General features: G+C 70.8%; 19 protein-coding genes. 12 read left to right on the top strand and 7 right to left on the bottom strand.

Annotated features, from left to right (window positions below; translation table 11 throughout):
• The first annotated feature begins 176 nt into the window (after positions 1–176).
• Positions 177–389, top strand: coding sequence for a hypothetical protein (locus ACFYW5_RS20615; RefSeq protein WP_389418474.1), 213 nt, complete (start codon positions 177–179; stop codon positions 387–389).
• 54 nt (positions 390–443) lie between these two features.
• Here ACFYW5_RS20615 and ACFYW5_RS20620 read toward each other — a convergent pair whose 3' ends face one another.
• The 3 genes from ACFYW5_RS20620 to ACFYW5_RS20630 form a co-directional block, all read right to left on the bottom strand.
• Complete coding sequence (locus ACFYW5_RS20620) at positions 444–1,511, bottom strand: S1C family serine protease (protein WP_389418475.1); 1,068 nt, start codon at positions 1,509–1,511, stop codon at positions 444–446.
• 58 nt (positions 1,512–1,569) lie between these two features.
• Positions 1,570–2,307: a class I SAM-dependent methyltransferase gene (locus ACFYW5_RS20625; RefSeq protein ID WP_389418476.1), complete on the bottom strand. Its 738-nt coding sequence runs from the start codon at positions 2,305–2,307 to the stop codon at positions 1,570–1,572.
• An 83-nt stretch (positions 2,308–2,390) separates the two neighbouring features.
• The gene (locus tag ACFYW5_RS20630; protein WP_389418477.1) at positions 2,391–3,020 is read right to left on the bottom strand and encodes a DUF3043 domain-containing protein; all 630 of its coding nucleotides are present in this window, start codon (positions 3,018–3,020) and stop codon (positions 2,391–2,393) included.
• 276 nt (positions 3,021–3,296) lie between these two features.
• Here ACFYW5_RS20630 and ACFYW5_RS20635 point away from each other — a divergent pair, with 276 nt between their 5' ends.
• From ACFYW5_RS20635 to ACFYW5_RS20660, 6 genes are all read left to right on the top strand, one after another.
• A complete protein-coding gene (locus tag ACFYW5_RS20635) occupies positions 3,297–4,064 on the top strand; it encodes a PspA/IM30 family protein (RefSeq protein ID WP_389418865.1) in 768 nt (255 codons plus the stop codon).
• Between the two features lie 21 nt (positions 4,065–4,085).
• Positions 4,086–4,364: a hypothetical protein gene (locus tag ACFYW5_RS20640; RefSeq protein WP_389418478.1), complete on the top strand. Its 279-nt coding sequence runs from the start codon at positions 4,086–4,088 to the stop codon at positions 4,362–4,364.
• A 59-nt stretch (positions 4,365–4,423) separates the two neighbouring features.
• Entirely contained in the window at positions 4,424–5,653 is a 1,230-nt protein-coding gene (locus ACFYW5_RS20645) for a sensor histidine kinase (RefSeq protein WP_389418479.1), read from the top strand.
• On the top strand, positions 5,650–6,333 hold the full coding sequence (locus ACFYW5_RS20650; RefSeq protein ID WP_389418480.1) for a response regulator: 684 nt from the start codon (positions 5,650–5,652) through the stop codon (positions 6,331–6,333). The genes ACFYW5_RS20645 and ACFYW5_RS20650 overlap by 4 nt, the downstream gene beginning before the upstream one ends.
• 132 nt (positions 6,334–6,465) lie before the next feature.
• Positions 6,466–9,567 (top strand): efflux RND transporter permease subunit, encoded by a 3,102-nt coding sequence (locus ACFYW5_RS20655; RefSeq protein WP_389418481.1) that lies wholly within the window; start codon positions 6,466–6,468, stop codon positions 9,565–9,567.
• Positions 9,568–9,655: 88 nt separating this feature from the next.
• On the top strand, positions 9,656–11,875 hold the full coding sequence (locus ACFYW5_RS20660; RefSeq protein WP_389418482.1) for a protein kinase: 2,220 nt from the start codon (positions 9,656–9,658) through the stop codon (positions 11,873–11,875).
• A gap of 27 nt (positions 11,876–11,902) precedes the next feature.
• Here ACFYW5_RS20660 and nadA read toward each other — a convergent pair whose 3' ends face one another.
• On the bottom strand, positions 11,903–13,087 hold the full coding sequence (nadA, locus tag ACFYW5_RS20665) for a quinolinate synthase NadA (protein ID WP_389418483.1): 1,185 nt from the start codon (positions 13,085–13,087) through the stop codon (positions 11,903–11,905).
• Positions 13,088–13,412: 325 nt separating this feature from the next.
• Between nadA and erpA the strand changes: the two genes are divergently transcribed.
• Positions 13,413–13,769 (top strand): iron-sulfur cluster insertion protein ErpA, encoded by a 357-nt coding sequence (gene erpA, locus ACFYW5_RS20670; RefSeq protein ID WP_389418484.1) that lies wholly within the window; start codon positions 13,413–13,415, stop codon positions 13,767–13,769.
• Positions 13,770–13,841: 72 nt separating this feature from the next.
• Here the strand turns inward: erpA and ACFYW5_RS20675 are convergent, their stop codons facing one another.
• Both ACFYW5_RS20675 and ACFYW5_RS20680 read right to left on the bottom strand, forming a co-directional pair.
• A complete protein-coding gene (locus ACFYW5_RS20675) occupies positions 13,842–15,413 on the bottom strand; it encodes a hypothetical protein (RefSeq protein ID WP_389418485.1) in 1,572 nt (523 codons plus the stop codon).
• A gap of 93 nt (positions 15,414–15,506) precedes the next feature.
• Positions 15,507–15,716, bottom strand: coding sequence for a hypothetical protein (locus ACFYW5_RS20680; RefSeq protein ID WP_389418486.1), 210 nt, complete (start codon positions 15,714–15,716; stop codon positions 15,507–15,509).
• A 134-nt stretch (positions 15,717–15,850) separates the two neighbouring features.
• Between ACFYW5_RS20680 and ACFYW5_RS20685 the strand changes: the two genes are divergently transcribed.
• The gene (locus tag ACFYW5_RS20685) at positions 15,851–16,825 is read left to right on the top strand and encodes a carbohydrate kinase family protein (RefSeq protein WP_389418487.1); all 975 of its coding nucleotides are present in this window, start codon (positions 15,851–15,853) and stop codon (positions 16,823–16,825) included.
• Positions 16,826–16,827: 2 nt separating this feature from the next.
• Here the strand turns inward: ACFYW5_RS20685 and ACFYW5_RS20690 are convergent, their stop codons facing one another.
• Positions 16,828–18,219: a cysteine desulfurase/sulfurtransferase TusA family protein gene (locus ACFYW5_RS20690; RefSeq protein ID WP_389418488.1), complete on the bottom strand. Its 1,392-nt coding sequence runs from the start codon at positions 18,217–18,219 to the stop codon at positions 16,828–16,830.
• 246 nt (positions 18,220–18,465) lie between these two features.
• Between ACFYW5_RS20690 and coxB the strand changes: the two genes are divergently transcribed.
• Genes coxB through ACFYW5_RS20705 form a run of 3 tightly spaced genes read left to right on the top strand, consistent with a single transcriptional unit; the run spans position 18,466 to position 21,550 of the window.
• Positions 18,466–19,425 carry a cytochrome c oxidase subunit II gene (gene coxB, locus ACFYW5_RS20695; RefSeq protein ID WP_389418489.1) on the top strand — a complete coding sequence of 320 codons (960 nt, stop codon included), beginning with the start codon at positions 18,466–18,468 and terminating at the stop codon, positions 19,423–19,425.
• The gene (gene ctaD / locus ACFYW5_RS20700) at positions 19,422–21,155 is read left to right on the top strand and encodes a cytochrome c oxidase subunit I (protein WP_389418490.1); all 1,734 of its coding nucleotides are present in this window, start codon (positions 19,422–19,424) and stop codon (positions 21,153–21,155) included. Before coxB ends, ctaD begins: the two co-directional genes overlap by 4 nt.
• Positions 21,152–21,550: a cytochrome c oxidase subunit 4 gene (locus ACFYW5_RS20705; RefSeq protein WP_389418491.1), complete on the top strand. Its 399-nt coding sequence runs from the start codon at positions 21,152–21,154 to the stop codon at positions 21,548–21,550. Before ctaD ends, ACFYW5_RS20705 begins: the two co-directional genes overlap by 4 nt.
• Positions 21,551–21,565 lie beyond the last annotated feature (15 nt).

Consider the following 21,565-nt stretch of genomic DNA (forward strand, 5'->3'; position numbering starts at 1 on the left):
CTGATTTTCACCGGTCAGGATGCAACCCGCGCGACTGGGGCGCCCTCACAGGGGTACGGGGGACCGCGCGACCGGCCCCCACCCGCCCCCAGATCACCAACCGCCTCGATCTTGTTCGCGGCGGCTTGCGCAGCCAATAGGCTGACGTGGACCACAGCTCACCTAGGAGGCCCCGCATGGCAGCTTGGATCTGGCGCTTCGAGAAGGCCGACGGGACGGAGACCGCTCCCGCCGTGGAGCCGGAGGAGTTCACCACCCAGGGAGACGCCGAGTCCTGGATCGGCGAGGTGTGGAAGGACCTGGTGGCGGGCGGCGTGGACCAGGTACGGCTGTTCGAGGACGCCACGGAGATCTACGGCCCGATGAGCCTGCACGCCGACGAGGCGTAGCTCCGAGCGGCGGCGCCGGAGAGCGGGGCGCCCGCAGGTGCCCCGCCCTCGCCGTCACTGCTCGCCCAGCGTCACGTCCACCGTCCGCTCGCGGCCGTCCCGGGTGTACGTCACCGTCGTCCGCTCACCCGGCTTCTCCGCCGCGAGCGCCTCGGTCAGCGAGGTGATGGTCGTGATCTCCGCGTCGCCCAGCCGGACGATGATGTCGTCGGGCCGGATCCCGGCCCGGTCCGCCGCGCCGTCCTCCCTGACCTCGACCACGTCGACGCCGACGGCCCGGTACTCGGCGTCCACGACGGTCCGCGCGGTGATGCCGAGCGCCGCCCGCCCCGAGTCCGTGACCCGGCCGTCCTCGATGATCTGGTCCGCGATCGTCCTCACCATCGACGCCGGGATCGCGAACCCGATCCCGGGCGCCGCGCTGTCCCCGAGACCGGGATCGGTGGCGGCGAGCGTCGGGATGCCGATGACCTCGCTGTCCAGGTTCACCAGGGCGCCTCCGCTGTTCCCGGGGTTGATCGCGGCCGACGTCTGCACCATGTTGCCGATCGTCGCGCCCGTGCCACCCCCGGAGCGGCTTTCGGTGACGGTCCGCCCGGTCGCCGAGACGATGCCCTGGGTGACACTGGAGGAGAGGCCGAGCGGCGAGCCCATCGCCAGGACGATCTGGCCGACCTCGACCTTCGCGGAGTCCCCGAACCGGGCCGCCTTCAGCCCGTCGGGGGACCGGTCCAGCTTGATGACCGCGAGGTCCTGCTCGGGGTAGGAGTACACGAGCCGGGCGGAGAGCTCCTCCTCGCTGTTGGCGGTCGTCACCCGGAACGTCCGCCCGTCCCCGACAACATGCGCGTTGGTGACGACGTGCCCCCGGCCGTCGTAGACCACCCCCGACCCCAGATCGTTGCCGGCCTGGATCTGCACCACCGACGGCAGGACGTCCTCGATCACCTTCCGGTAATCGTCCTGGAGATCGTTCGCCGCGGCGGGAACCGCGGCCTGCGTCGTCGTGGCGTCCGCCTTCGCCCCGGAGCCGGACCCCGAACCGGTGCACCCGGAGAGCAGGGCGGCGGAACACAGCAGCACGGCGGCGCCGAGCCGCGAGCGGGCACGGGAAGCGTTCATGCCCCCGAGTCTCACGTCGCCGGGCAGGTCCGGCCTTCGGTGCACACCCGAACGGGGTTCAGCCCCGTACCCCGCACAGGTGCAGCAGCGCCGCCAGGCCGCGGTAGGGATCCGTGCGTCCCGCCCGCTCCTCGGCCGCCAGCAGCGTCTCCACGTCGGCCGGGATCGGCGCGTCGTCCGCCGCGGTGTCGGTGAAGACCCGTACGCCGTACCAGGACTGCAGCGGGGCACCGATGCCGGCGAGGGTCGCGGTGAGGGTGGAGAGGCGGTCGGCCCGTACGTCCAGGCCCAGCGGGATGGGGGTCCCCCTGTTCGAGTCTGTTCGAGGATGGGGGAGGTAGGCGGTGGTGTCGAAGGCGGCCAGCGCCCCGGCCCAGTCGCCGGACAGGCCGGGCCGCATCGCCAGCGCGTCGCCGTTGCGGACCAGCAGCGAGAGCAGGCCGCCCGGGGCGAGCACCCGGGCCAGACCCGCCAGCAGCGGATCGGGTTCCTCCACGTACATCAGCACACCGTGGCAGAGCACCACGTCGAAGCTGCCCGGCAGGAAGTGCGCCCCGGTCTCCCGGCCGTCCCCCTCGATGACCCGCATGCGCTCGCGGATCCCCTCCGGCTCGCCCGCCAGCGCCTGCCGCGCCGCGGCGATCATCGTCGCGTCCTGCTCCAGGCCGGTCACCTGGTGCCCGGCCCGCGCCAGGCGCAGGGACTGAGTGCCCTGGCCCATCCCGACGTCGAGGATCCGCAGGCGCCGCCCGACCGGGAAGCGCCCGGCTATCTGCTCATCGAGCTGCCGGGCCATCAGCTCCTGCCGTACGACGTCCCGCAGACCACCCGGCTTGGTCAGCCAGGCATGCGCCGCGCCCCCGGAGAACGGCGTCGTGCTCAGGGCCGCTCCCCGCGCTTGACCTGCGGCTTGGGCAGCCGCAGCCGGCGCATCTGGAGGGACCGCATCAGGGCGTAGGCGACGGCGCCGCGCTTGTTGTCGTCCGGGTAGCGCTCGTTCAGCTGCTTCTTGAGGCGGTAACCGGTGACGATCGAGTCGAGCACGATCAGCACGATCACGACCAGCCACAGCAGCAGCGCGATGCTCTGCATCGCGCCCACCCGGACCATGCTCAGCACGAGGATGATCACGGCCATCGGGAGGAAGAACTCCGCGACGTTGAAGCGCGAGTCGACGAAGTCGCGCGCGAAGCGGCGCACCGGGCCCTTGTCACGGGCCGGCAGATACCGCTCGTCGCCGTTGGCCAGCGCCTCGCGCTGCCGGCTCAGAGCCTGCCGGCGCTCCTCGCGCTGACGCTTGGCGGCCTCCTTGCGCGTGGTCGGCGTATGGGCGACGCTGCGCCGCTGGGACTGGGCCTCACTGCGCTTGGGCGTGGGCCTGCCCTTCGGGGCCTGCGGGTCGCGGGGCTGATTGGAGTCGGTCAGGGTCGCCTTGTCGGCGACCGATGCCTTCTCATCCTTGGCACGGCTACGGAACACAAAACCCAAGGGTACGGGGTCGTCGCGCATGGACCCCAGCCCGGTGGGGAACGAATCGGCAACACCGGTCGTCCTGTAGGGGACAGAGGGGACGTTGCATGCGTTTCCGGGAACCCCGGGGAACACCTACTCCCTACGCCGGAGCCCGAGCGCACGCAGTCGTCCTTGGGGATGAGCGCATCCGTCCCCGAACAGTGCGGTAATGGATGCAGGGCCCGTACTGTGGGTTCTGTCGCAGGTGCTGGAGCTGGAGTCGTCAGAAGGGGGCGCGCGAAGCCCATGAGCGGTGTCATGAAGCGTATGGGGATGATCTTCCGCGCGAAGGCGAACAAGGCCCTTGACCGGGCCGAGGACCCGCGCGAAACCCTCGATTACTCGTACCAGAAGCAGCTGGAACTGCTCCAGAAGGTGCGCCGCGGAGTCGCGGACGTGGCGACCAGCCGCAAGCGCCTGGAGCTCCAGCTCAACCAGCTCCAGTCGCAGTCGTCGAAGCTGGAGGACCAGGGCCGCAAAGCGCTCGCGCTGGGCCGGGAGGACCTGGCCCGCGAGGCGCTGTCCCGGCGGGCGGCGCTCCAGCAGCAGGTGACCGACCTGGAGACCCAGCACGCCACCCTCCAGGGCGAGGAGGAGAAGCTGACCCTCGCCGCCCAGCGACTCCAGGCCAAGGTCGACGCCTTCCGCACGAAGAAGGAGACCATCAAGGCCACCTACACCGCCGCCCAGGCCCAGACCCGGATCGGCGAGGCCTTCTCCGGCATCTCCGAGGAGATGGGCGACGTGGGCCTGGCGATCCAGCGCGCCGAGGACAAGACCGCCCAGCTCCAGGCGCGGGCCGGTGCCATCGACGAACTCCTCGCCTCCGGTGCCCTCGACGACCAGTCCGGCATGCACAAGGACGACATCCAGGCCGAGCTGGACCGGCTCTCCGGCGGCACCGACGTGGAGCTGGAACTGCAGCGCATGAAGGCGGAGCTGGCCGGGGGCGCGTCCGGGCAGCAGGCCCTGGAGGGCGGCAACGGCCAGTCCCAGTCCCAGCAGCAGCCGCAGGACACCCCGCGCTTCGACAAGCAGTAGGCCCACGCCGAGGAGGGCGACATGATCGTACGGATCATGGGGGAGGGGCAGGTGAGACTGGCGGACAGCCACCTCGCCGAACTCAACGAACTCGACAACGATCTGCTGGCCGAGATGGACAGCGGCGACGGCCCCGGCTTCCGCCGCACCCTCCAGGCCCTGCTGACCCGGGTCCGGGAACTGGGCGACCCTCTCCCGGACGACTCCCTCGAACCCTCGGAACTGATCCTCCCGTCCCCGGACGCCACCATCGAGGAAGTCCGGGAACTGCTCAGCGACGACGGTCTGATCCCGGGGTGACCAAGGGGGCTTCCCGGTGTGGGTCCGGTTTCCCCGGACCCCGCGTACCGTAAGCAGCCGTGAACACCCTCGACCGCGCCAGAGCCCACCTCAAAGCGCATCCCCTCGCACTGGACGCGGCGCTCGCCACCGGCGTCCTGATCTGCATGGTGGCCGGCTCGTTCGTGGACCCGCACGGCGAGGACGGCGTCACCTGGGGCCTGCGCACCCCGGACGCCCCCAGCATCGTCCTCATGGCCGTCGGCGCCGGCGCCCTGGTCTTCCGCCGCCGCGCCCCCCGGACCGTCCTCGCCGTCGCCGGCACCCTCTCCGTCATCGAGAGCGTCACCGGCGACCCGCGCGCCCCCGTCGCCATGTCCGCGGTCGTCGCGCTCTACACCGTCGCCTCCACCACCGACCGGCACACCGCCTGGCGGCTCGGCCTGCTCACCATGACCGTCCTGACCGGCGTCGCCATGCTCGCCGGCCCCCTGCCCTGGTACGCCCAGGAGAACCTCGCGATCTTCGCCTGGACCGGCATGGCCGCCACCGCCGGCGACGCCATCCGCAGCCGCCGCGCCTTCGTCGACGCCATCCAGGAACGCGCGGAACGCGCCGAGCGCACCCGGGAGGAAGAGGCCCGCCGCCGGGTCGCGGAGGAACGCCTGCGGATCGCCCGCGACCTGCACGACGTCGTCGCCCACCACATCGCCCTGGTCAATGTGCAGGCCGGGGTCGCCGCCCACGTCATGGACAAGCGCCCCGACCAGGCCAAGGAGGCGCTGGCGCACGTACGCGAGGCCAGCCGCTCCGCGCTCAACGAACTCCGCGCCACCGTCGGACTGCTGAGACAGTCCGGCGACCCCGAGGCACCCACCGAACCCGCGCCCGGCCTGGACCGCCTCGACGAACTCGTCGGCACCTTCCGCAGCGCGGGCCTCCAGGTCGAGGTCGCCCGCGCCGACCAGGGCACCACACTGCCCGCCGCCGTGGACCTCGCCGCCTACCGGGTCATCCAGGAAGCCCTCACCAATGTGCAGAAGCACGCGGGCAACGAGGCGAAGGCCGAGGTCAGCGTCGTCCGCGTGGGACCCCAGGTGGAGATCACGGTGCTGGACGACGGCCGCCACGACGAGCAGGCCCCGCCCTCCGGCGGCGGCCACGGGCTGCTCGGCATGCGCGAACGCGTCACCGCCCTGCGCGGCACCCTGACCACCGGTCCCCGCTACGGCGGCGGCTTCCGGGTGCATGCGATCCTGCCGGTCAAGACCCGTGCCGCCGCCACGGGAGAGCCGGGGGAGACCGTATGACCATCCGTGTCCTGCTCGCCGACGACCAGGCGCTGCTGCGCAGCGCCTTCCGCGTGCTGGTGGACTCCGAACCCGACATGGAGGTCGTGGGCGAGGCGTCCGACGGGGCCCAGGCGGTGGCGCTGGCCAAGGAGCAGCGCGCCGACGTCGTCCTGATGGACATCCGGATGCCCGGCACCGACGGTCTCGCCGCCACCCGCATGATCAGCGCCGACCCGTCCCTCGCCCAGGTCCGCGTGGTCATACTGACCACCTTCGAGGTCGACGACTATGTCGTGCAGTCGCTGCGGGCGGGCGCCTCCGGCTTCCTCGGCAAGGGCTCCGAGCCGGACGAACTGCTGAACGCCATCCGGGTCGCCGCCGGCGGCGAGGCCCTGCTCTCCCCGGCCGCCACCAAGGGCCTGATCGCCCGCTTCCTCGCGCAGGGCGGACCGGGCGACGACGAGCGGGAACCGGCCCGCGCGGAACGGCTCGACGCGCTCACCGTGCGCGAGCGCGAGGTGCTGGTGCAGGTCGCCGGCGGCCACTCCAACGACGAGATCGCCGAGCGCCTGGAAGTCAGCCCGCTGACCGTGAAGACCCACGTCAACCGGGCCATGGCCAAGCTGGGCGCGCGGGACCGGGCCCAGCTCGTGGTGATCGCGTACGAGTCGGGCCTGGTCCGTCCGAGGGTGGACTGAGCGACGCGGGCGCGTACTGCGCCGGGAGTATGCGCGGCGTGAGGAACAGCACCTCGGGGCTACGAATGAGGGGTTCCGGATGGCTCAGGGTGTAGGAGCCGCTCTGCTCGACAGAAGAGAGACCCTGATCCCATGTCCTGGCTGTCCAGATTCAGCCTCGCGCAACGAGCCCTCGTCGGGCTCATGTCGATCATCGCGCTCGCCTTCGGAGCGATCGCCATACCCCAGCTCAAGCAGCAGCTGCTGCCGTCCATAGAACTGCCCATGGTGTCCGTGCTCGCCCCCTACCAAGGCGCCTCCCCGGATGTGGTGGAGAAGCAGGTCGTGGAGCCCATCGAGGACAGCCTCGAAGGCGTCGACGCCATCACCGGCGTCACCTCCACCGCCAGCGAGGGCAACGCCCTGATCATGGCGTCCTTCGACTACGGCAACGACACCCAGCAGCTCGTCGCCGATGTCCAGCAGGCCGTCAACCGGGTCCGCGCCCAGCTGCCGGACGACGTCGACCCGCAGGTCGTCGCCGGTTCCACGGACGACATGCCGACCGTGGTGCTCGCCGTCACCGCCGACAAGGACCAGCAGGCCCTGGCGGACCAGCTGGACCGGACGGTCGTGCCGGACCTGAAGGACATCGACGGCGTCGGCCAGGTCACCGTCGACGGCGTGCGGGACCTCCAGGTCACCGTCACCCCGGACGACGCGAAGCTGGCCGCGGCCGGTCTGACCGTGCAGTCCCTCACCGAGGCCCTCCAGGCGGGCGGCGCCACCGTGCCGGCCGGCTCCTTCGACGAGGCCGGCGCCAACCGCACCGTGCAGGTCGGCGGCGGCTTCACCGCGCTGGACCAGATCGAGAACCTGCGGATCAAGGGCGACGGCAAGCCGGTCCGCCTCGGCGCGGTCGCGAAGGTCGAGCAGGAGCAGGCACCGGCCGACTCCCTGACCCGGACCAACGGCGAGCCGAGCCTCGCCGTCATGGTCACCATGGACCGCGACGGCTGCGCGGTCGCGATCTCCGACGCGGTGGACGACAAGCTCGCGCAGATGCGCGAGGACCTTGGCGCCGGTGCCGAGGTGACCGTCGTCAGCGACCAGGGCCCGGCGGTGGCGAAGGCCATCGACGGCCTGACCACCGAGGGCGCGCTCGGCCTGCTCTTCGCGGTCCTGGTCATCCTGGTCTTCCTGGCGTCGATCCGCTCCACGCTGGTCACCGCGGTGTCCATCCCGCTGTCGGTGGTGCTCGCGCTGATCGTGCTGTGGACGCGGGACCTGTCCCTGAACATGCTGACGCTGGGCGCCCTGACCATCGCCATCGGCCGGGTCGTGGACGACTCGATCGTGGTCCTGGAGAACATCAAGCGCCACCTCGGCTACGGCGAGGAGCGCGAGGAGGCCATCCTCAAGGCGGTCCGCGAGGTGGCGGGCGCGGTGACGTCCTCCACCCTCACCACGGTCGCCGTGTTCCTGCCGATCGGCCTGACCGGCGGCATGGTGGGCGAGCTGTTCGGCTCGTTCAGCCTGACCGTGACCGCGGCCCTGCTGGCGTCGCTGCTCGTCTCGCTGACGGTCGTACCCGTGCTGTCGTACTGGTTCCTGCGCGCCCCCAAGGGCACCCCCGAGGACGCCGAGGAAGGCCGCCGCCGGGCGGAGGAGAAGGAGGCGAAGAGCCGCCTGCAGCGCCTGTACGTCCCCGTCCTGCGCTTCGCGACGCGGCGCCGCCTGACCAGCGTGGCCCTCGCGGTCGTCGTCCTCATCGGCACCTTCGCCATGGCGCCGCTGCTGAAGACGAACTTCTTCGACCAGGGCGAGCAGGAAGTCCTCACCGTCAAGCAGGAGTTGAAGCCCGGCACCAGCCTGGCCGCGACCGACGCCCAGGCACGGAAGATCGAGCGGCTGCTCGGGGACACCGAGGGCGTCAAGGACTACCAGGTCACCATCGGCTCGTCCGGTTTCATGGCGGCCTTCGGCGGCGGCACGGACACCAACCAGGCGTCCTACTCGGTGATGCTGGAGGACTCCGCGTCCTCCGAGGAGGTCACCGACCGCATCGAGGACGGCCTGAAGAAGCTCGACGGCGTCGGCACCACGACCGTCGCCGCCGGTGACGGCTTCGGCAGCCAGGACCTGAGCGTCGTGGTGAAGGCGGCGGACGCCGGGGTCCTGCGCGCGGCCGCGGAGGAGGTCCGCAAGGAGGTGGCGGGCCTGGACGACGTCACCGACGTCACCAGCGACCTGTCGCAGAGCGTCCCGCGGATCTCGGTGCGCGCCAACGGCAAGGCGGCGGCGGCCGGTTTCACCGACGCCACCCTCGGCGCGGCGGTCGCCCAGGCGGTGCGCGGCACCACCGCGGCGCAGGCCACCCTGGACGACACCGAGCGCGATGTCGTGATCAGGACGGCGAAGCCCGCGCGGACCCTCGACGAGCTCGGGGACCTCCGCCTGGGCCCGGTGCGGCTGTCCGACGTGGCGACGGTGAAGCTCGTCGACGGACCGGTGTCGATGACCCGGATCGACGGCCAGCGGGCCGCGACGATCACGGCGAAGCCGACCGGTGACAACACCGGCGCGGTCAGCGCGGATCTCCAGTCGAGGATCAACGGCCTGGACCTGCCCGCGGGCGCCACGGCCGAGATCGGCGGGGTCTCCGAGGACCAGGACGAGGCGTTCGCCAACCTGGGCCTGGCCATGCTGGCGGCCATCGCGATCGTCTTCATGCTGCTGGTGGCGACCTTCCGCTCGCTGGTCCAGCCGCTGATCCTGCTGGTCTCGATCCCCTTCGCGGCCACCGGCGCGATCGGCCTGCTGGTCGCCACCGGCACCCCGATGGGCGTTCCCGCGATGATCGGCATGCTGATGCTGATCGGCATCGTGGTGACCAACGCGATCGTGCTGATCGACCTGATCAACCAGTACCGCAGGCAGGGCTACGGCGTGGTCGAGGCCGTGCTGGAAGGCGGCCGGCACCGGCTGCGCCCCATCCTGATGACGGCCCTGGCGACGATCTTCGCCCTGCTGCCGATGGCGCTCGGCGTCACCGGCGAGGGCGGCTTCATCGCCCAGCCGCTCGCGGTGGTGGTGATCGGCGGTCTGATCACCTCGACCCTGCTCACCCTGCTCCTCGTCCCGACGCTCTACACGATGCTGGAGCTGCGCAAGGAACGCCGGGCGAAGAAGCGCGCGGCGAAGCGGGAGCAGCAGGCGGAGGTACCGGACCGGCCGGAACCCGTGAAGGTGTGACCGAAGCGGCCGGGTCCCGTCCATGGCGGAACGGGACCCGGCCGTATCCTGTGCCCTCAACGGACGTACGGGGGAGAGGGATCGGGGCGTGCCACTGCACAGGGACGATCCGAAGTCGGTCGGCGGGTACCGGCTGGTCGACCGGCTGGGAGCCGGCGGCATGGGCGTCGTCTACCGGGGAAGGTCGCGCTCCGGCCGCGAGGTCGCGGTCAAGGTGGTGCACGCCCAGTACGCCGAGGACCCGGTCTTCCGCACCCGCTTCCGGCAGGAGATCGCCGCCGTCCGCAAGGTGAGCGGCGCCTTCACCGCGCCGGTCGTGGACGCCGACCCGGAGGCGGCCCGGCCCTGGATGGCGACGCAGTACGTGCCGGGGCGCTCGCTCGCCGAGCGGATCCGCGAGCTGGGCCCGCTGCCGGAGTCCGAACTGCGGCGGCTGGCGCTGGGGCTGGTCGAGGCGCTGCGGGACATCCACCGGGCGGGAGTGGTGCACCGCGACCTCAAGCCCGCCAACGTCCTGATGGCCGACGACGGCCCCCGCGTCATCGACTTCGGCATCTCCCGCGCCGCCGGGAACAACACCCTCACCGAGACCGGCCAGATGATCGGCACCCCGCCGTTCATGTCCCCGGAACAGCTGACGGACGCCCGCTCGGTGGGCCCCGCCTCGGACGTCTTCTCGCTCGGCGCGCTGCTGGTGTACACCCTGACCGGCCGGGGCCCCTTCGACGCGGACAGCCCCTATCTGACGGCGTACCGGGTGATCCACGACGAGCCCGTGCTGGACGGCGTGAGCGAGCCGCTGCGGGCGATCCTGGAGCGCTGTCTGACGAAGGAGCCCGCGGACCGGCCCGGACTGGACGAGCTGGCCGGACAGTTCGCTCAGCTGCGGCCCGACGCCTCGGCGGAGGCCCCGACCACGGTGCCGTTGCGCTCGGAGGCGGCGGCGGTGCAGCTGACCCGGGCCGAGCCGGACCCCGGGTCCGGCCCCCGGCGCGTGCGCGGGCTGCTGTGGGCCACTACAGGCACGGTGGGCGCCCTCGCCCTCGGCCTGACGGCGTATCTGCTGACCGGACCCTCCGCCGGGGACGACGGCACCCGGGCGGGCTCCGCCGCGCCCGCCCGGTGGGCGCCCCCGCCGGCCGGCTGGCGGCCCTGGCAGACGACGGTGTACGCCCCCGCCGAGCGCGGCGAGGAAAAGGGACGTGACCTGGTGGCTGAGGGGCCGGACAGCGGCCCGGAGTGCCGGCTGTACGAGGGCTCCGTCTACTGCGCGGGCGACGGGGTGCTGCCCGTGCGGGTGGACGGGCTCACCGGGCGCACCGACTGGCGGGCGGACGTGGCCCGACCGGCCCGGGGCAAGGTGTCGTACGTCTACGAGTTCCTCGGCGTCGTCGACGACGCGATGCTGGTCGAGCACCGGCCCCAGATGGGGCAGGACAGCATGGGCTCGGTCGCCGCCTTCGACACGGACACCGGGAAACGGCTCTGGCAGCGCGCGGTGAACACCCGATGGACCCGCCCGCACCTCTCCGGCGACCTCCTGATCCTGCCCGACGGCGGCGAGGGCGGTTCGGTGACCGCCCGCTCGGCCCGCACCGGCACCGGGCGCTGGACGACGCCGCTCCCGAAGGGGCAGTACTGCTATGCGGCGACCACCGTGGCGGACCTCTACCTGGAGTGCGTCCCGGGCATCACGGCCACCGACGACATGCTGCTCGTGGGGTTCGACCGCTCCGACGGCTCCACGCGGCGCCTGACGGTGCCCCACCGCGGCACCCTCGCCGGGATGCAGGACGGTCACCTGCTCTACCTCGACCCGGCCGCGAACGAGGACGGGCACGTCCTCGCGGGCGACGAGGGGCCCTTCTCCCGGATCCGGCTGGTGCACCCGGACACCGGCGCCGGGACGACGACCGAGCTGGCGGCGGACTTCGAGGGCAAGGTGACCCTGGCGGAGGGCACGCTGTGGTTCACCGGCTCCTCCGGCCGGGTGACCGCGGTGTCGGTCCGCACGGGCAAGCAGCTGTGGCGGAAGTCGACGAGCCTGGAACAGCCGGGCGCCGTCACCCACGACCCGCGCGCCGGCGTGGTCTACGTGTCCAGCGCCAGCGGCCGGGTCGCCGCCCTGGACGCCGGGAAGGGCACGCTGCTGTGGGAGACCCTGCCGCGTGCCCGGTGGGTGGCGGGCCGGTCGGCCCCGCTGCCCGAGGTACTGCGCCGGCGGGGCGCCCTGGTCGTCGCCACCCCGGCCGGCGACCTCTTCACCCTCGACCCCGCCCACCCCGACCGGAAACCGGTGCCGGGGTGAGCGGGGTCGCCGTCAGGGCCTGACGGGCTACGGCAGCGCCAGCATCCGCTCCAGCGCCAGTTTCGCGAACGCCTCGGTCTCCTTGTCGACCTCGATGCGGTTGACGAGGTTGCCCTCGGCCAGGGACTCCAGGGCCCAGACCAGGTGCGGGAGGTCGATGCGGTTCATGGTCGAGCAGAAGCAGACCGTCTTGTCGAGGAAGACGATCTCCTTGCCCTCCGGCGCGAAACGGTTCGCCAGACGGCGGACCAGGTTCAGCTCGGTGCCGATCGCCCACTTGGAACCGGCCGGGGCCGCCTCCAGCGCCTTGATGATGTACTCGGTCGAACCGACGTAGTCCGCCGCGGCCACGACCTCGTGCTTGCACTCGGGGTGGACCAGGACGTTGACGCCCGGGATGCGCTCGCGGACGTCGTTGACCGAGTCCAGCGAGAAGCGGCCGTGCACCGAGCAGTGGCCGCGCCACAGGATCATCCGGGCGTCGCGCAGCTGCTGTGCGGTCAGGCCGCCGTTCGGCTTGTGCGGGTTGTAGACGACACAGTCGTCGAGCGACATGCCCAGGTCCCGTACGGCGGTGTTGCGGCCCAGGTGCTGGTCCGGCAGGAAGAGAACCTTCTCGCCCTGCTCGAACGCCCAGTCCAGGGCCCGCTTCGCGTTGGACGACGTACAGATCAGGCCACCGTGCTTGCCGGTGAAGGCCTTGATGTCGGCGGACGAGTTCATGTACGCCACCGGGACGACCTGTTCGGCTATCCCGGCCTCGGTCAGCACGTCCCAGCACTCGGCGACCTGCTCGGCCGTGGCCATGTCGGCCATGGAGCAGCCGGCCGCGAGGTCGGGCAGGACCACCTTCTGGTCGTCGCCGGTCAGGATGTCCGCGGACTCCGCCATGAAGTGCACGCCGCAGAACACGATGTACTCGGCCTCGGGGCGGGCGGCCGCGTCCCGGGCCAGCTTGAAGGAGTCGCCGGTGACGTCCGCGAACTGGATGACCTCGTCGCGCTGGTAGTGGTGGCCGAGCACGAACACCTTGTCGCCGAGCTTCTCCTTGGCCGCGCGGGCACGCTCGACCAGGTCCGGGTCGGACGGCGAGGGGAGGTCGCCGGGGCACTCCACACCGCGCTCGCTCCTGGGGTCGGCCTCACGGCCGAGGAGCAGCAGGGCGAGGGGCGTCGGCTGTACGTCGAGCTCCTGGGTCTGGGCGGTGGTCACGACACGCACCCTTTCTGTTCTGCGGTTCAGCGGCCCGGCGGGGCCGGGTCGGTGGGGTCACCATCTGGCTTTTCGTCGAAATGACGCTATCTATCATAACCGCTTCACGTCAGTTTGACGATGGGCATAGCGTCCATGTGACGTGAATCCCTGTGAGCGGTCTTTCATTCCCGAAAGAGCCGTTTTCCGCTCCGCGGCCGGTGTGCGAGCATGAAGAAGGAACCGCACGAACCGGTAAGACAAGCGCCCCGCCCGGAATGAATCCGGGGCCGCGCAGGTTGCAACCGTCGGCAAGCAGTCTCCGTACAACCCGGGAGAGATGTAGATGTCCGTATCGGACGAGACCAGCACCGTCACCGACGGCATCGTCCTGACCGACGCCGCCGCGTCCAAGGTCAAGGCCCTGCTCGACCAGGAAGGCCGCGACGACCTGGCCCTGCGCGTCGCCGTCCAGCCCGGCGGCTGCTCCGGCCTGCGCTACCAGCTCTTCTTCGACGAGCGCTCCCTCGACGGCGACGTGGTGAAGGACTTCGACGGCGTCAAGGTCGTCACCGACCGGATGAGCGCCCCGTACCTGGGCGGCGCCACCATCGACTTCGTCGACACCATCGAGAAGCAGGGCTTCACGATCGACAACCCGAACGCGACCGGCTCCTGCGCCTGCGGCGACTCCTTCAACTGACAGGCAGCACCCGTCATGACGGCGGCGCCCCCGGACGACCGGGGGACGCCGCCGTCGGCGCGTCCGGCCCCGCTACCGCGCCGAGGTCTCCGGCAGCCGGGCGCCCGGCTTCTCCAGCGGGATCGCTTCGCCGTCCGGGCCGACGACCTTCCGATCGCCGAGCGGCTCGTCCAGTCGCACCGTGCGGTGGTACACCTTGGCGACCAGGATGCAGACCTTGTCGGCCCGAGGGGTCTCGGTCACCGTGACCGTCACCGCGTCCCCGTTCTCGCGCGCGCTGACGTCGTAGTCGGCGCACACCCCGCCGGTGAAGGCGACGGTGAGCTCCCTGCCCTCGCTGGTGTAGCCGTCGGCGCTCATCTCGCGGGTGGTCCGCTCGTCGTCCGGCCCGGTCGGCCGCGGGCTCGGCTGCTCGGTCGGCGGCCCGGACGGCGCCGTCGAGGCCAGGAACCTCGGGTCGATCGCCGGATGGGTCACCGTGAAGCTGTCCTGCGCGCCCGGCGCCCGGACCCGGAACAGCCAGGACGGCACGAGCGCCTGGCGGGCGTCCACATGGTGCGCGGCCAGGCCGAACACGGCCTTCTCGACCGTGATGGTGTCCTTCTTCCCGGCCTCCCCGCACGCCGCCTCGTCCTCCAGCGGTACGGGACTGGCGCAGCCCCCGATGCCCGCGCGCGGGTCGTCCGCCGGCGCCGAGTTCATCAGCGCGAGCGTCTTCTCGGCGCTCAGCACGGGATAGGTGTCGTTCTTGACCGGCGCCTTCAACTGACCGCTGCCGCCGACCACCTCGCCCTGCGCGCTCACGGTCACGCCCGTCGTCCAGCCGTAGGTCGGCAGCCCGCCGACCACCGGCTCGGCGTTCACCACCCGCTGGGCGTCCATGACCTGGCTCGCGTCGAGCTTCGCGTCGTCCTGGCCCACCGCCTTCAGCACCGGGGCGGCGGCCTTCTTCGCGGCCTCCTCGCTCACCGGGTCGACGGCGTCGCCGCCGGGCTTGTCGGTGCAGACGGCCGGGCTCTCACAGCTGTCCCCGCCGGGGGCGTACCGCTGGAAGGTCCAGGTGCCCGGCGCCTGCTGGTTGACCTGCAGACTCGGCCCCGACCCGTCCTTGCCGCCGATCCGCCAGGCCTGCCCCTGGAGCACCGGCTTCCCGGCGACCCCGAGCGCCGCCGCGAGCCGGGTCACCTCGTCCGCGGTGACCTCACCCCGGGCCCGGTACACCGGAGCCGAACCGGGCCCCTGCGGCAGCGCGCCGGGGACCTCGAAGGTGGCGCCGTACGGATTCGGCTCCCCGGGCGCGATCCCGCTCGCCGGGCCCTCGGAGTACCCGTCGAGCGCGAGCGGCGGGGGAGTGTCCGCCCCGGGTGCCCCCGAGGAGGTGCCGTCGTCCGAACCGTCGGAGGCACCGGCGGCGAGGTAGGCCCCGCCACCCCCGACGAGCAGCACCGCCGCGGCCACGGAGGCGATGATCACGGGGGAGCGGCGCCTGCCCGCACCGGAGTCCGTGCCGTGCTCCTCCGCGGCGCCCTCGCGTCGCGCGGAGTTCTCGTCGGCCCCGACGGTGTCATCGGCGTCCCGCGCGGGGCCGGTGTTCTCGACGGCGCCGGGCTCGGCCGCGTCGTCGTCGGGTCGCTCGGTGTTCACCGCATCGCTCCTTGGGTCGTATCCCGCATCCCCTTTCCGGGGGACAGCGATGGGACGCGGCACACGAGCGCACGGTTCCCGCGAGGGACGGATTCAGTCGCCGTAGTCCGACATCGCGTCCAGCAGCCGGGCGGACCTGTGCGGCACCTCCACCCCGTGGATGAGCGAGGGGGAGACCGGTCGCGGGGTGATCCGGTCGGGAACCGCCCAGTGGGGAGCCATCCGGGCGCAGTCCCCGCGCAGCGCCGCCAGACCGCCGTCCAGGTCGGCCGGAGCGGGAACCGGAGCCTTGAGTTTCGTCATAGCCGAACCGTAGGCACGCCATGGCCTGCGAAGAAAGATCTACTATCGGGTAGTTTTGGGCGCTTCTGAGTCACTCCCGAACCGGGTAGCGTGAACTGTCAATCCGCCTCCGCATCCGCAGGAGAACCCCAGCCGTGCGCATCGCAGTCACCGGCTCCATCGCCACCGACCACCTCATGACCTTCCCCGGCCGCTTCGCCGACCAGTTCGTCGCGGACCAGCTGCACACGGTCTCGCTCTCCTTCCTGGTCGACAACCTGGACGTCCGCCGGGGCGGCGTCGGCGCGAACATCGCCTTCGGCATGGGCCAGCTGGGCACCCGGCCGATCCTCGTCGGCGCCGCGGGCTTCGACTTCGACGAGTACCGGGCCTGGCTCGACCGCCACGGCGTCGACACCGAATCGGTGCGCATCTCCGAGAGCCTGCACACCGCGCGCTTCGTGTGCACCACCGACGCCGACCACAACCAGATCGGCTCCTTCTACACGGGTGCCATGAGCGAGGCCCGGCTCATCGAGCTGAAGACCGTCGCGGACCGCGTCGGCGGCCTCGACCTGGTCCTCATCGGCGCCGACGACCCCGAGGGGATGCTGCGCCACACCGAGGAGTGCCGTTCGCGCGGCATCCCCTTCGCCGCCGACTTCTCCCAGCAGATCGCCCGGATGAACGGCGACGAGATCCGGATACTGCTGGACGGGGCCACCTACCTCTTCTCCAACGAGTACGAGAAGGGGCTCATCGAGTCCAAGACCGGCTGGTCCGACGCGGAGATCCTGGCCAAGGTCGGCTGCCGCGTCACCACGCTGGGCTCGCAGGGCGTCCGGATCGAGCGGTCCGGCGAGTCCCCGATCGAGGTCGGCTGCCCCGAGGAGGAGCGCAAGGCCGACCCCACGGGCGTCGGCGACGCCTTCCGCGCCGGATTCCTGTCGGGACTGGCCTGGGGGGTCTCCCTGGAGCGCGCCGCGCAGGTCGGCTGCATGCTCGCGACGCTCGTCATCGAGACGGTGGGCACCCAGGAGTACCAGCTGCGCCGCGGGCACTTCATGGAGCGCTTCATGAAGGCGTACGGCGACGAGGCCGCGGCCGAGGTCCAGGGCTACCTGCGCTGATCTCAGCTCACCCGGCGGACGAGATACGCCGTTCCTCGCTCCGCCGGTTCCTCACCCGCGTACTCCTGCCCCCGCATCTCGCACCACGCGGGGATGTCGAGGCGCGCCGCCTCGTCGTCGGACAGCACCCGCACCGTGCCGCCGACCGGCACGTCCCCGATGACCTTCGCCAGTTCGATCACGGGGATCGGGCAGCGCTTGCCCAGGGCGTCAACGATCAGGGCATCGACGATCAGGGCGTCCTCGCGTACGGCGGTCGTGGGCGTCGGTGCGCCGAGCTTCTCCCGCACCGACACCACCGTCTCCGGCAGCACCTCCAGGAACCGCTCCACGTCCTCCCGCGCGGTGCCGGGCGGCAGGGACACCCGGACGTTGCCCTCGCTGAGCACCCCCATCGCCCTCAGCACATGGCTGGGCGTCAGCGTGCTGCTCGTACAGGACGAACCGGATGAGACGGAGAAACCGGAACGGTCCAGCTCGTGCAGGAGTGTCTCCCCGTCGACATAGAGACAGGAGAAGGTGACGACCCCGGGCAGCCGGCGCACCGGGTCGCCGACCACCTCCACGTCCGGCACCAGTTCCGGCACCCGGGCCCGGATCCGGTCCGTCAGCTCCCGCAGCCGCGCCGCCTCCTGGGCCGCCTCGGCCCGCACCGCCCGCAGCGAGGCCGCCGCCGCCACGATCGCCGGCAGGTTCTCGAACCCGGCCGCCCGCCCGGACTCCCGCTCGTCCGACGGCCCTTGCGGGGCGAACCGCACCCCCTTGCGCACCACGAGCAGTCCGACTCCGGAGGGCCCGCCCCATTTGTGCGCACTGCCGGTGAGCAGCGACCAGTCCCCGTCGACCCGCCCCCACCCCAGCGACTGCGCCGCATCCACGAGCAACGGCACGCCCGCCTTCCGGCACACCGCGGCCACCTCGGCAACGGGCTGCTCGGTCCCCACCTCGTGATTGGCCGACTGCAGACAGGCCAGCGCGGTGTCCTCCCGAAGCGCTTCCGCGTAGTCCGAGGGGGCCGCCTTTCCCATTCGGTCGACCGCCACCTGGGTGACCGAACCGCCCTCTTTCTCGTGGATCTCGGCGGAATGCAGCACGGACGAATGTTCAATGGCTGACACGATGAGGTGACGTCCCACCCGCCGCCGCCCACCCAACGCCCCCGCGATCCCGGCATGCACGGCCTGGGTACCGGAAGCGGTGAAGCTCAGCTCGTCAGGACGGCACCCCACGGCCTCGGCAGCCGCCTCCCGAGCGGCATCCAGCAACATCCGAGCCCTGCGCCCCTCGCGGTACAACCGCGCAGGATCAGCCCACCCTTCATCAAGGGAGGCCAACAGCGCCTGACGAGCAACGGGATGGAGCGGAGAAGCGGAAGCAGCGTCGAAGTAGGACACACGGCAACGCTAACCCCCTCAGGGGCGCGGGGAACTGCGCGATCAGCCACAAACTGCCCGCACCCGCCAATTCAGCTAACCCACGGAGCGACTAGGCACCCCTCCCCGCGAACCCTCGGAGAGGGTCGGCTAGGGTTTGGTCCGCATAAACATCCAAACCCCTGCCCGACGCAGGGCGGCGACCGACCACCGAGTAAGGCAGGCCGCAGCCAATCCGCGCGGGCGAGACTCTCGGGAAGGCGCTACGTGAGTCCCAACGGCTCCGACCGCTCGCCGCGGCGCCCGATGCGGCGGAAGCTGCTGCAGGCACTGACCGCGGGCCTGGTCCTGGCGACCGCCACCGGTTGCACATACAAGGACTTCCCCCGCCTTGGTATGCCCACCCCGACCACGGAAGAGGCTCCGCGGATCCTCTCCCTGTGGCAGGGATCCTGGGCTGCCGCGCTCGCCGTCGGCGTGCTGGTGTGGGGCCTGATCCTGTGGAGTGCGATCTTCCACCGGCGCAGCCGCACCAAGGTCGAGGTCCCTCCGCAGACCCGGTACAACATGCCGATCGAGGCGCTGTACACGGTGGTCCCGCTGATCATCGTCTCGGTGCTCTTCTACTTCACGGCCCGGGACGAGTCGAAGCTCCTCGAGCTCAAGGACAAGCCCGACGTCACCATCAACGTCGTCGGCTTCCAGTGGAGCTGGTGCTTCAACTACGTCGAGGGCGTCGGCGGTTCCACCGGTGACGCCACCAAGGCCAAGGAACTGGACGCGATTCCGGACCGCTACAAGGAAGACTTCCCGGCGAATGCCGGCGGCGTCTACGACTGCGGCACCCCCGGCGCGCGCAACCCGCAGACCGGCAACCCGGGTCCGACCCTGTGGCTGCCCGAGGGCAAGCGCGTCCGCTTCGTCCTGACCTCGCGTGACGTCATCCACTCCTTCTGGGTGGTGCCGTTCCTCATGAAGCAGGACGTCATCCCGGGCCACACCAACGCCTTCGAGGTGACCCCCAACCAGGAGGGCACCTTCCTGGGCAAGTGCGCCGAGCTCTGCGGCGTCGACCACTCCCGGATGCTGTTCAACGTGAAGGTCGTCTCCCAGGAGCGCTACGAGCAGCACCTTCAGGAACTCGTGAAGAAGGGGCAGACCGGTTACGTTCCCGCCGGCATCGCGCAGACGAGCCACGAGAAGAACCGGGAGACGAACAACCTGTGAGCATCCTCAACGAACCCCAGGGTGCCGCGGCAGGGTCCCACTACGAGGACGAGCTGCCGGTCCGGCGCCAGAACCGTGGCAGCGTCGTGATCAAGTGGCTCACCACCACTGACCACAAGACGATCGGCACGCTGTACCTGGTCACGTCGTTCGCGTTCTTCTGCATCGGTGGCCTGCTGGCGCTGTTCATGCGCGCCGAGCTGGCCCGTCCGGGTCTGCAGATCATGTCGAACGAGCAGTTCAACCAGGCGTTCACGATGCACGGCACGATCATGCTGCTGATGTTCGCGACGCCGCTGTTCGCGGGCTTCGCGAACTGGATCATGCCGCTGCAGATCGGCGCCCCCGACGTCGCCTTCCCGCGGCTGAACATGTTCGCCTACTGGCTGTACCTGTTCGGCTCGCTGATCGCGGTCGCCGGCTTCCTCACCCCCGACGGCGCCGCCGACTTCGGCTGGTTCGCCTACACCCCGCTGTCCGACGCGGTCCGCTCGCCCGGCATCGGCGCCGACATGTGGATCATGGGCCTGGCCTTCTCCGGCTTCGGCACCATCCTCGGCTCGGTCAACTTCATCACCACGATCATCTGCATGCGCGCACCCGGCATGACGATGTTCCGCATGCCGATCTTCACCTGGAACGTGCTGCTGACCGGTGTCCTGGTCCTGCTCGCCTTCCCCGTCCTGGCCGCGGCGCTGTTCGCGCTGGAGGCGGACCGCAAGTTCGGCGCCCACATCTTCGACTCCGCCAACGGCGGCGCCCTGCTGTGGCAACACCTCTTCTGGTTCTTCGGCCACCCAGAGGTGTACATCATCGCCCTGCCGTTCTTCGGCATCATCTCCGAGGTCATCCCGGTCTTCTCCCGCAAGCCGATGTTCGGCTACATGGGCCTGATCGCGGCGACGATCTCGATCGCGGGCCTGTCCGTGACGGTGTGGGCGCACCACATGTACGTCACCGGCGGAGTGCTGCTGCCGTTCTTCTCCTTCATGACGTTCCTGATCGCCGTACCGACCGGCGTGAAGTTCTTCAACTGGATCGGCACGATGTGGAAGGGCTCGCTGTCCTTCGAGACACCGATGCTCTGGGCGACCGGCTTCCTGATCACCTTCACCTTCGGCGGTCTGACCGGCGTCATCCTGGCCTCGCCGCCGATGGACTTCCACGTCTCGGACTCGTACTTCGTGGTGGCGCACTTCCACTACGTGGTGTTCGGCACCGTGGTGTTCGCGATGTTCTCCGGCTTCCACTTCTGGTGGCCGAAGTTCACCGGCAAGATGCTCGACGAGCGGCTCGGCAAGATCACCTTCTGGACGCTGTTCGTCGGCTTCCACGGCACCTTCCTGGTCCAGCACTGGCTGGGTGCCGAGGGCATGCCGCGGCGGTACGCGGACTACCTCGCGGCCGACGGCTTCACCGCCCTGAACACGATCTCCACGATCAGCTCGTTCATCCTCGGCGCGTCGATCCTGCCGTTCTTCTACAACGTGTGGAAGACCGCCAAGTACGGCGAGAGGATCGTCGTCGACGACCCGTGGGGCTACGGCCGCTCGCTCGAGTGGGCGACGTCCTGCCCGCCGCCGCGGCACAACTTCCTCACCCTGCCGAGGATCCGCTCCGAATCCCCGGCGTTCGACCTGCACCACCCTGAGATCGCCGCTCTCGACCAGCTCGAGAACGCCCCGCACGACGACAAGGCCCTCGCTGGCGGCAAGGAGGCCGGCAAGTGAAGATCCAAGGCAGGATGTTCATCTGGCTGAGCGTCTTCATCCTCGTCATGGCGATCGTCTATGGCATGTGGTCGAAGGAGCCGGCCGGTACGACGGCCCTCTTCCTGGCGTTCGGTCTGGCGATCATGATCGGCTTCTACCTGGGCTTCACGGCCAAGCGGGTGGACGCCGGGGCGCAGGACGACAAGAACGCGGACGTCGCGGACGACGCGGGCGAGGTCGGCTTCTTCAGCCCGCACAGCTGGCAGCCGCTCGCGCTGGCCATCGGCGGCGCGTTCGCCTTCCTCTCGGTCGCCATCGGCTGGTGGCTGATGTACTTCTCCGCCCCGCTGGTCCTGATCGGCATCTGGGGCTGGGTCTTCGAGTACTACCGCGGTGAGAACCGCACCCAGTAGCACGCGCCGAGCGCA

Source organism: Streptomyces sp. NPDC002779 (assembly GCF_042888685.1).
In the GTDB taxonomy this organism is placed as follows: domain Bacteria; phylum Actinomycetota; class Actinomycetes; order Streptomycetales; family Streptomycetaceae; genus Streptomyces.

Excerpts from the sequence above, each read along its gene's own strand:
- ACFYW5_RS20620 (WP_389418475.1), bottom strand. The coding sequence starts at position 1,511 with ATGAACGCTTCCCGTGCCCGCTCGCGGCTCGGCGCCGCCGTGCTGCTG.
- ACFYW5_RS20635 (WP_389418865.1), top strand. The coding sequence starts at position 3,297 with ATGATCTTCCGCGCGAAGGCGAACAAGGCCCTTGACCGGGCCGAGGAC.
- ACFYW5_RS20680 (WP_389418486.1), bottom strand. The coding sequence starts at position 15,716 with ATGACGAAACTCAAGGCTCCGGTTCCCGCTCCGGCCGACCTGGACGGC.
- ACFYW5_RS20655 (WP_389418481.1), top strand. The coding sequence starts at position 6,466 with ATGTCCTGGCTGTCCAGATTCAGCCTCGCGCAACGAGCCCTCGTCGGG.
- erpA (WP_389418484.1), top strand. The coding sequence starts at position 13,413 with ATGTCCGTATCGGACGAGACCAGCACCGTCACCGACGGCATCGTCCTG.
- ACFYW5_RS20650 (WP_389418480.1), top strand. The coding sequence starts at position 5,650 with ATGACCATCCGTGTCCTGCTCGCCGACGACCAGGCGCTGCTGCGCAGC.
- ACFYW5_RS20615 (WP_389418474.1), top strand. The coding sequence starts at position 177 with ATGGCAGCTTGGATCTGGCGCTTCGAGAAGGCCGACGGGACGGAGACC.
- ACFYW5_RS20640 (WP_389418478.1), top strand. The coding sequence starts at position 4,086 with ATGATCGTACGGATCATGGGGGAGGGGCAGGTGAGACTGGCGGACAGC.
- ACFYW5_RS20630 (WP_389418477.1), bottom strand. The coding sequence starts at position 3,020 with ATGCGCGACGACCCCGTACCCTTGGGTTTTGTGTTCCGTAGCCGTGCC.
- ACFYW5_RS20625 (WP_389418476.1), bottom strand. The coding sequence starts at position 2,307 with ATGGCCCGGCAGCTCGATGAGCAGATAGCCGGGCGCTTCCCGGTCGGG.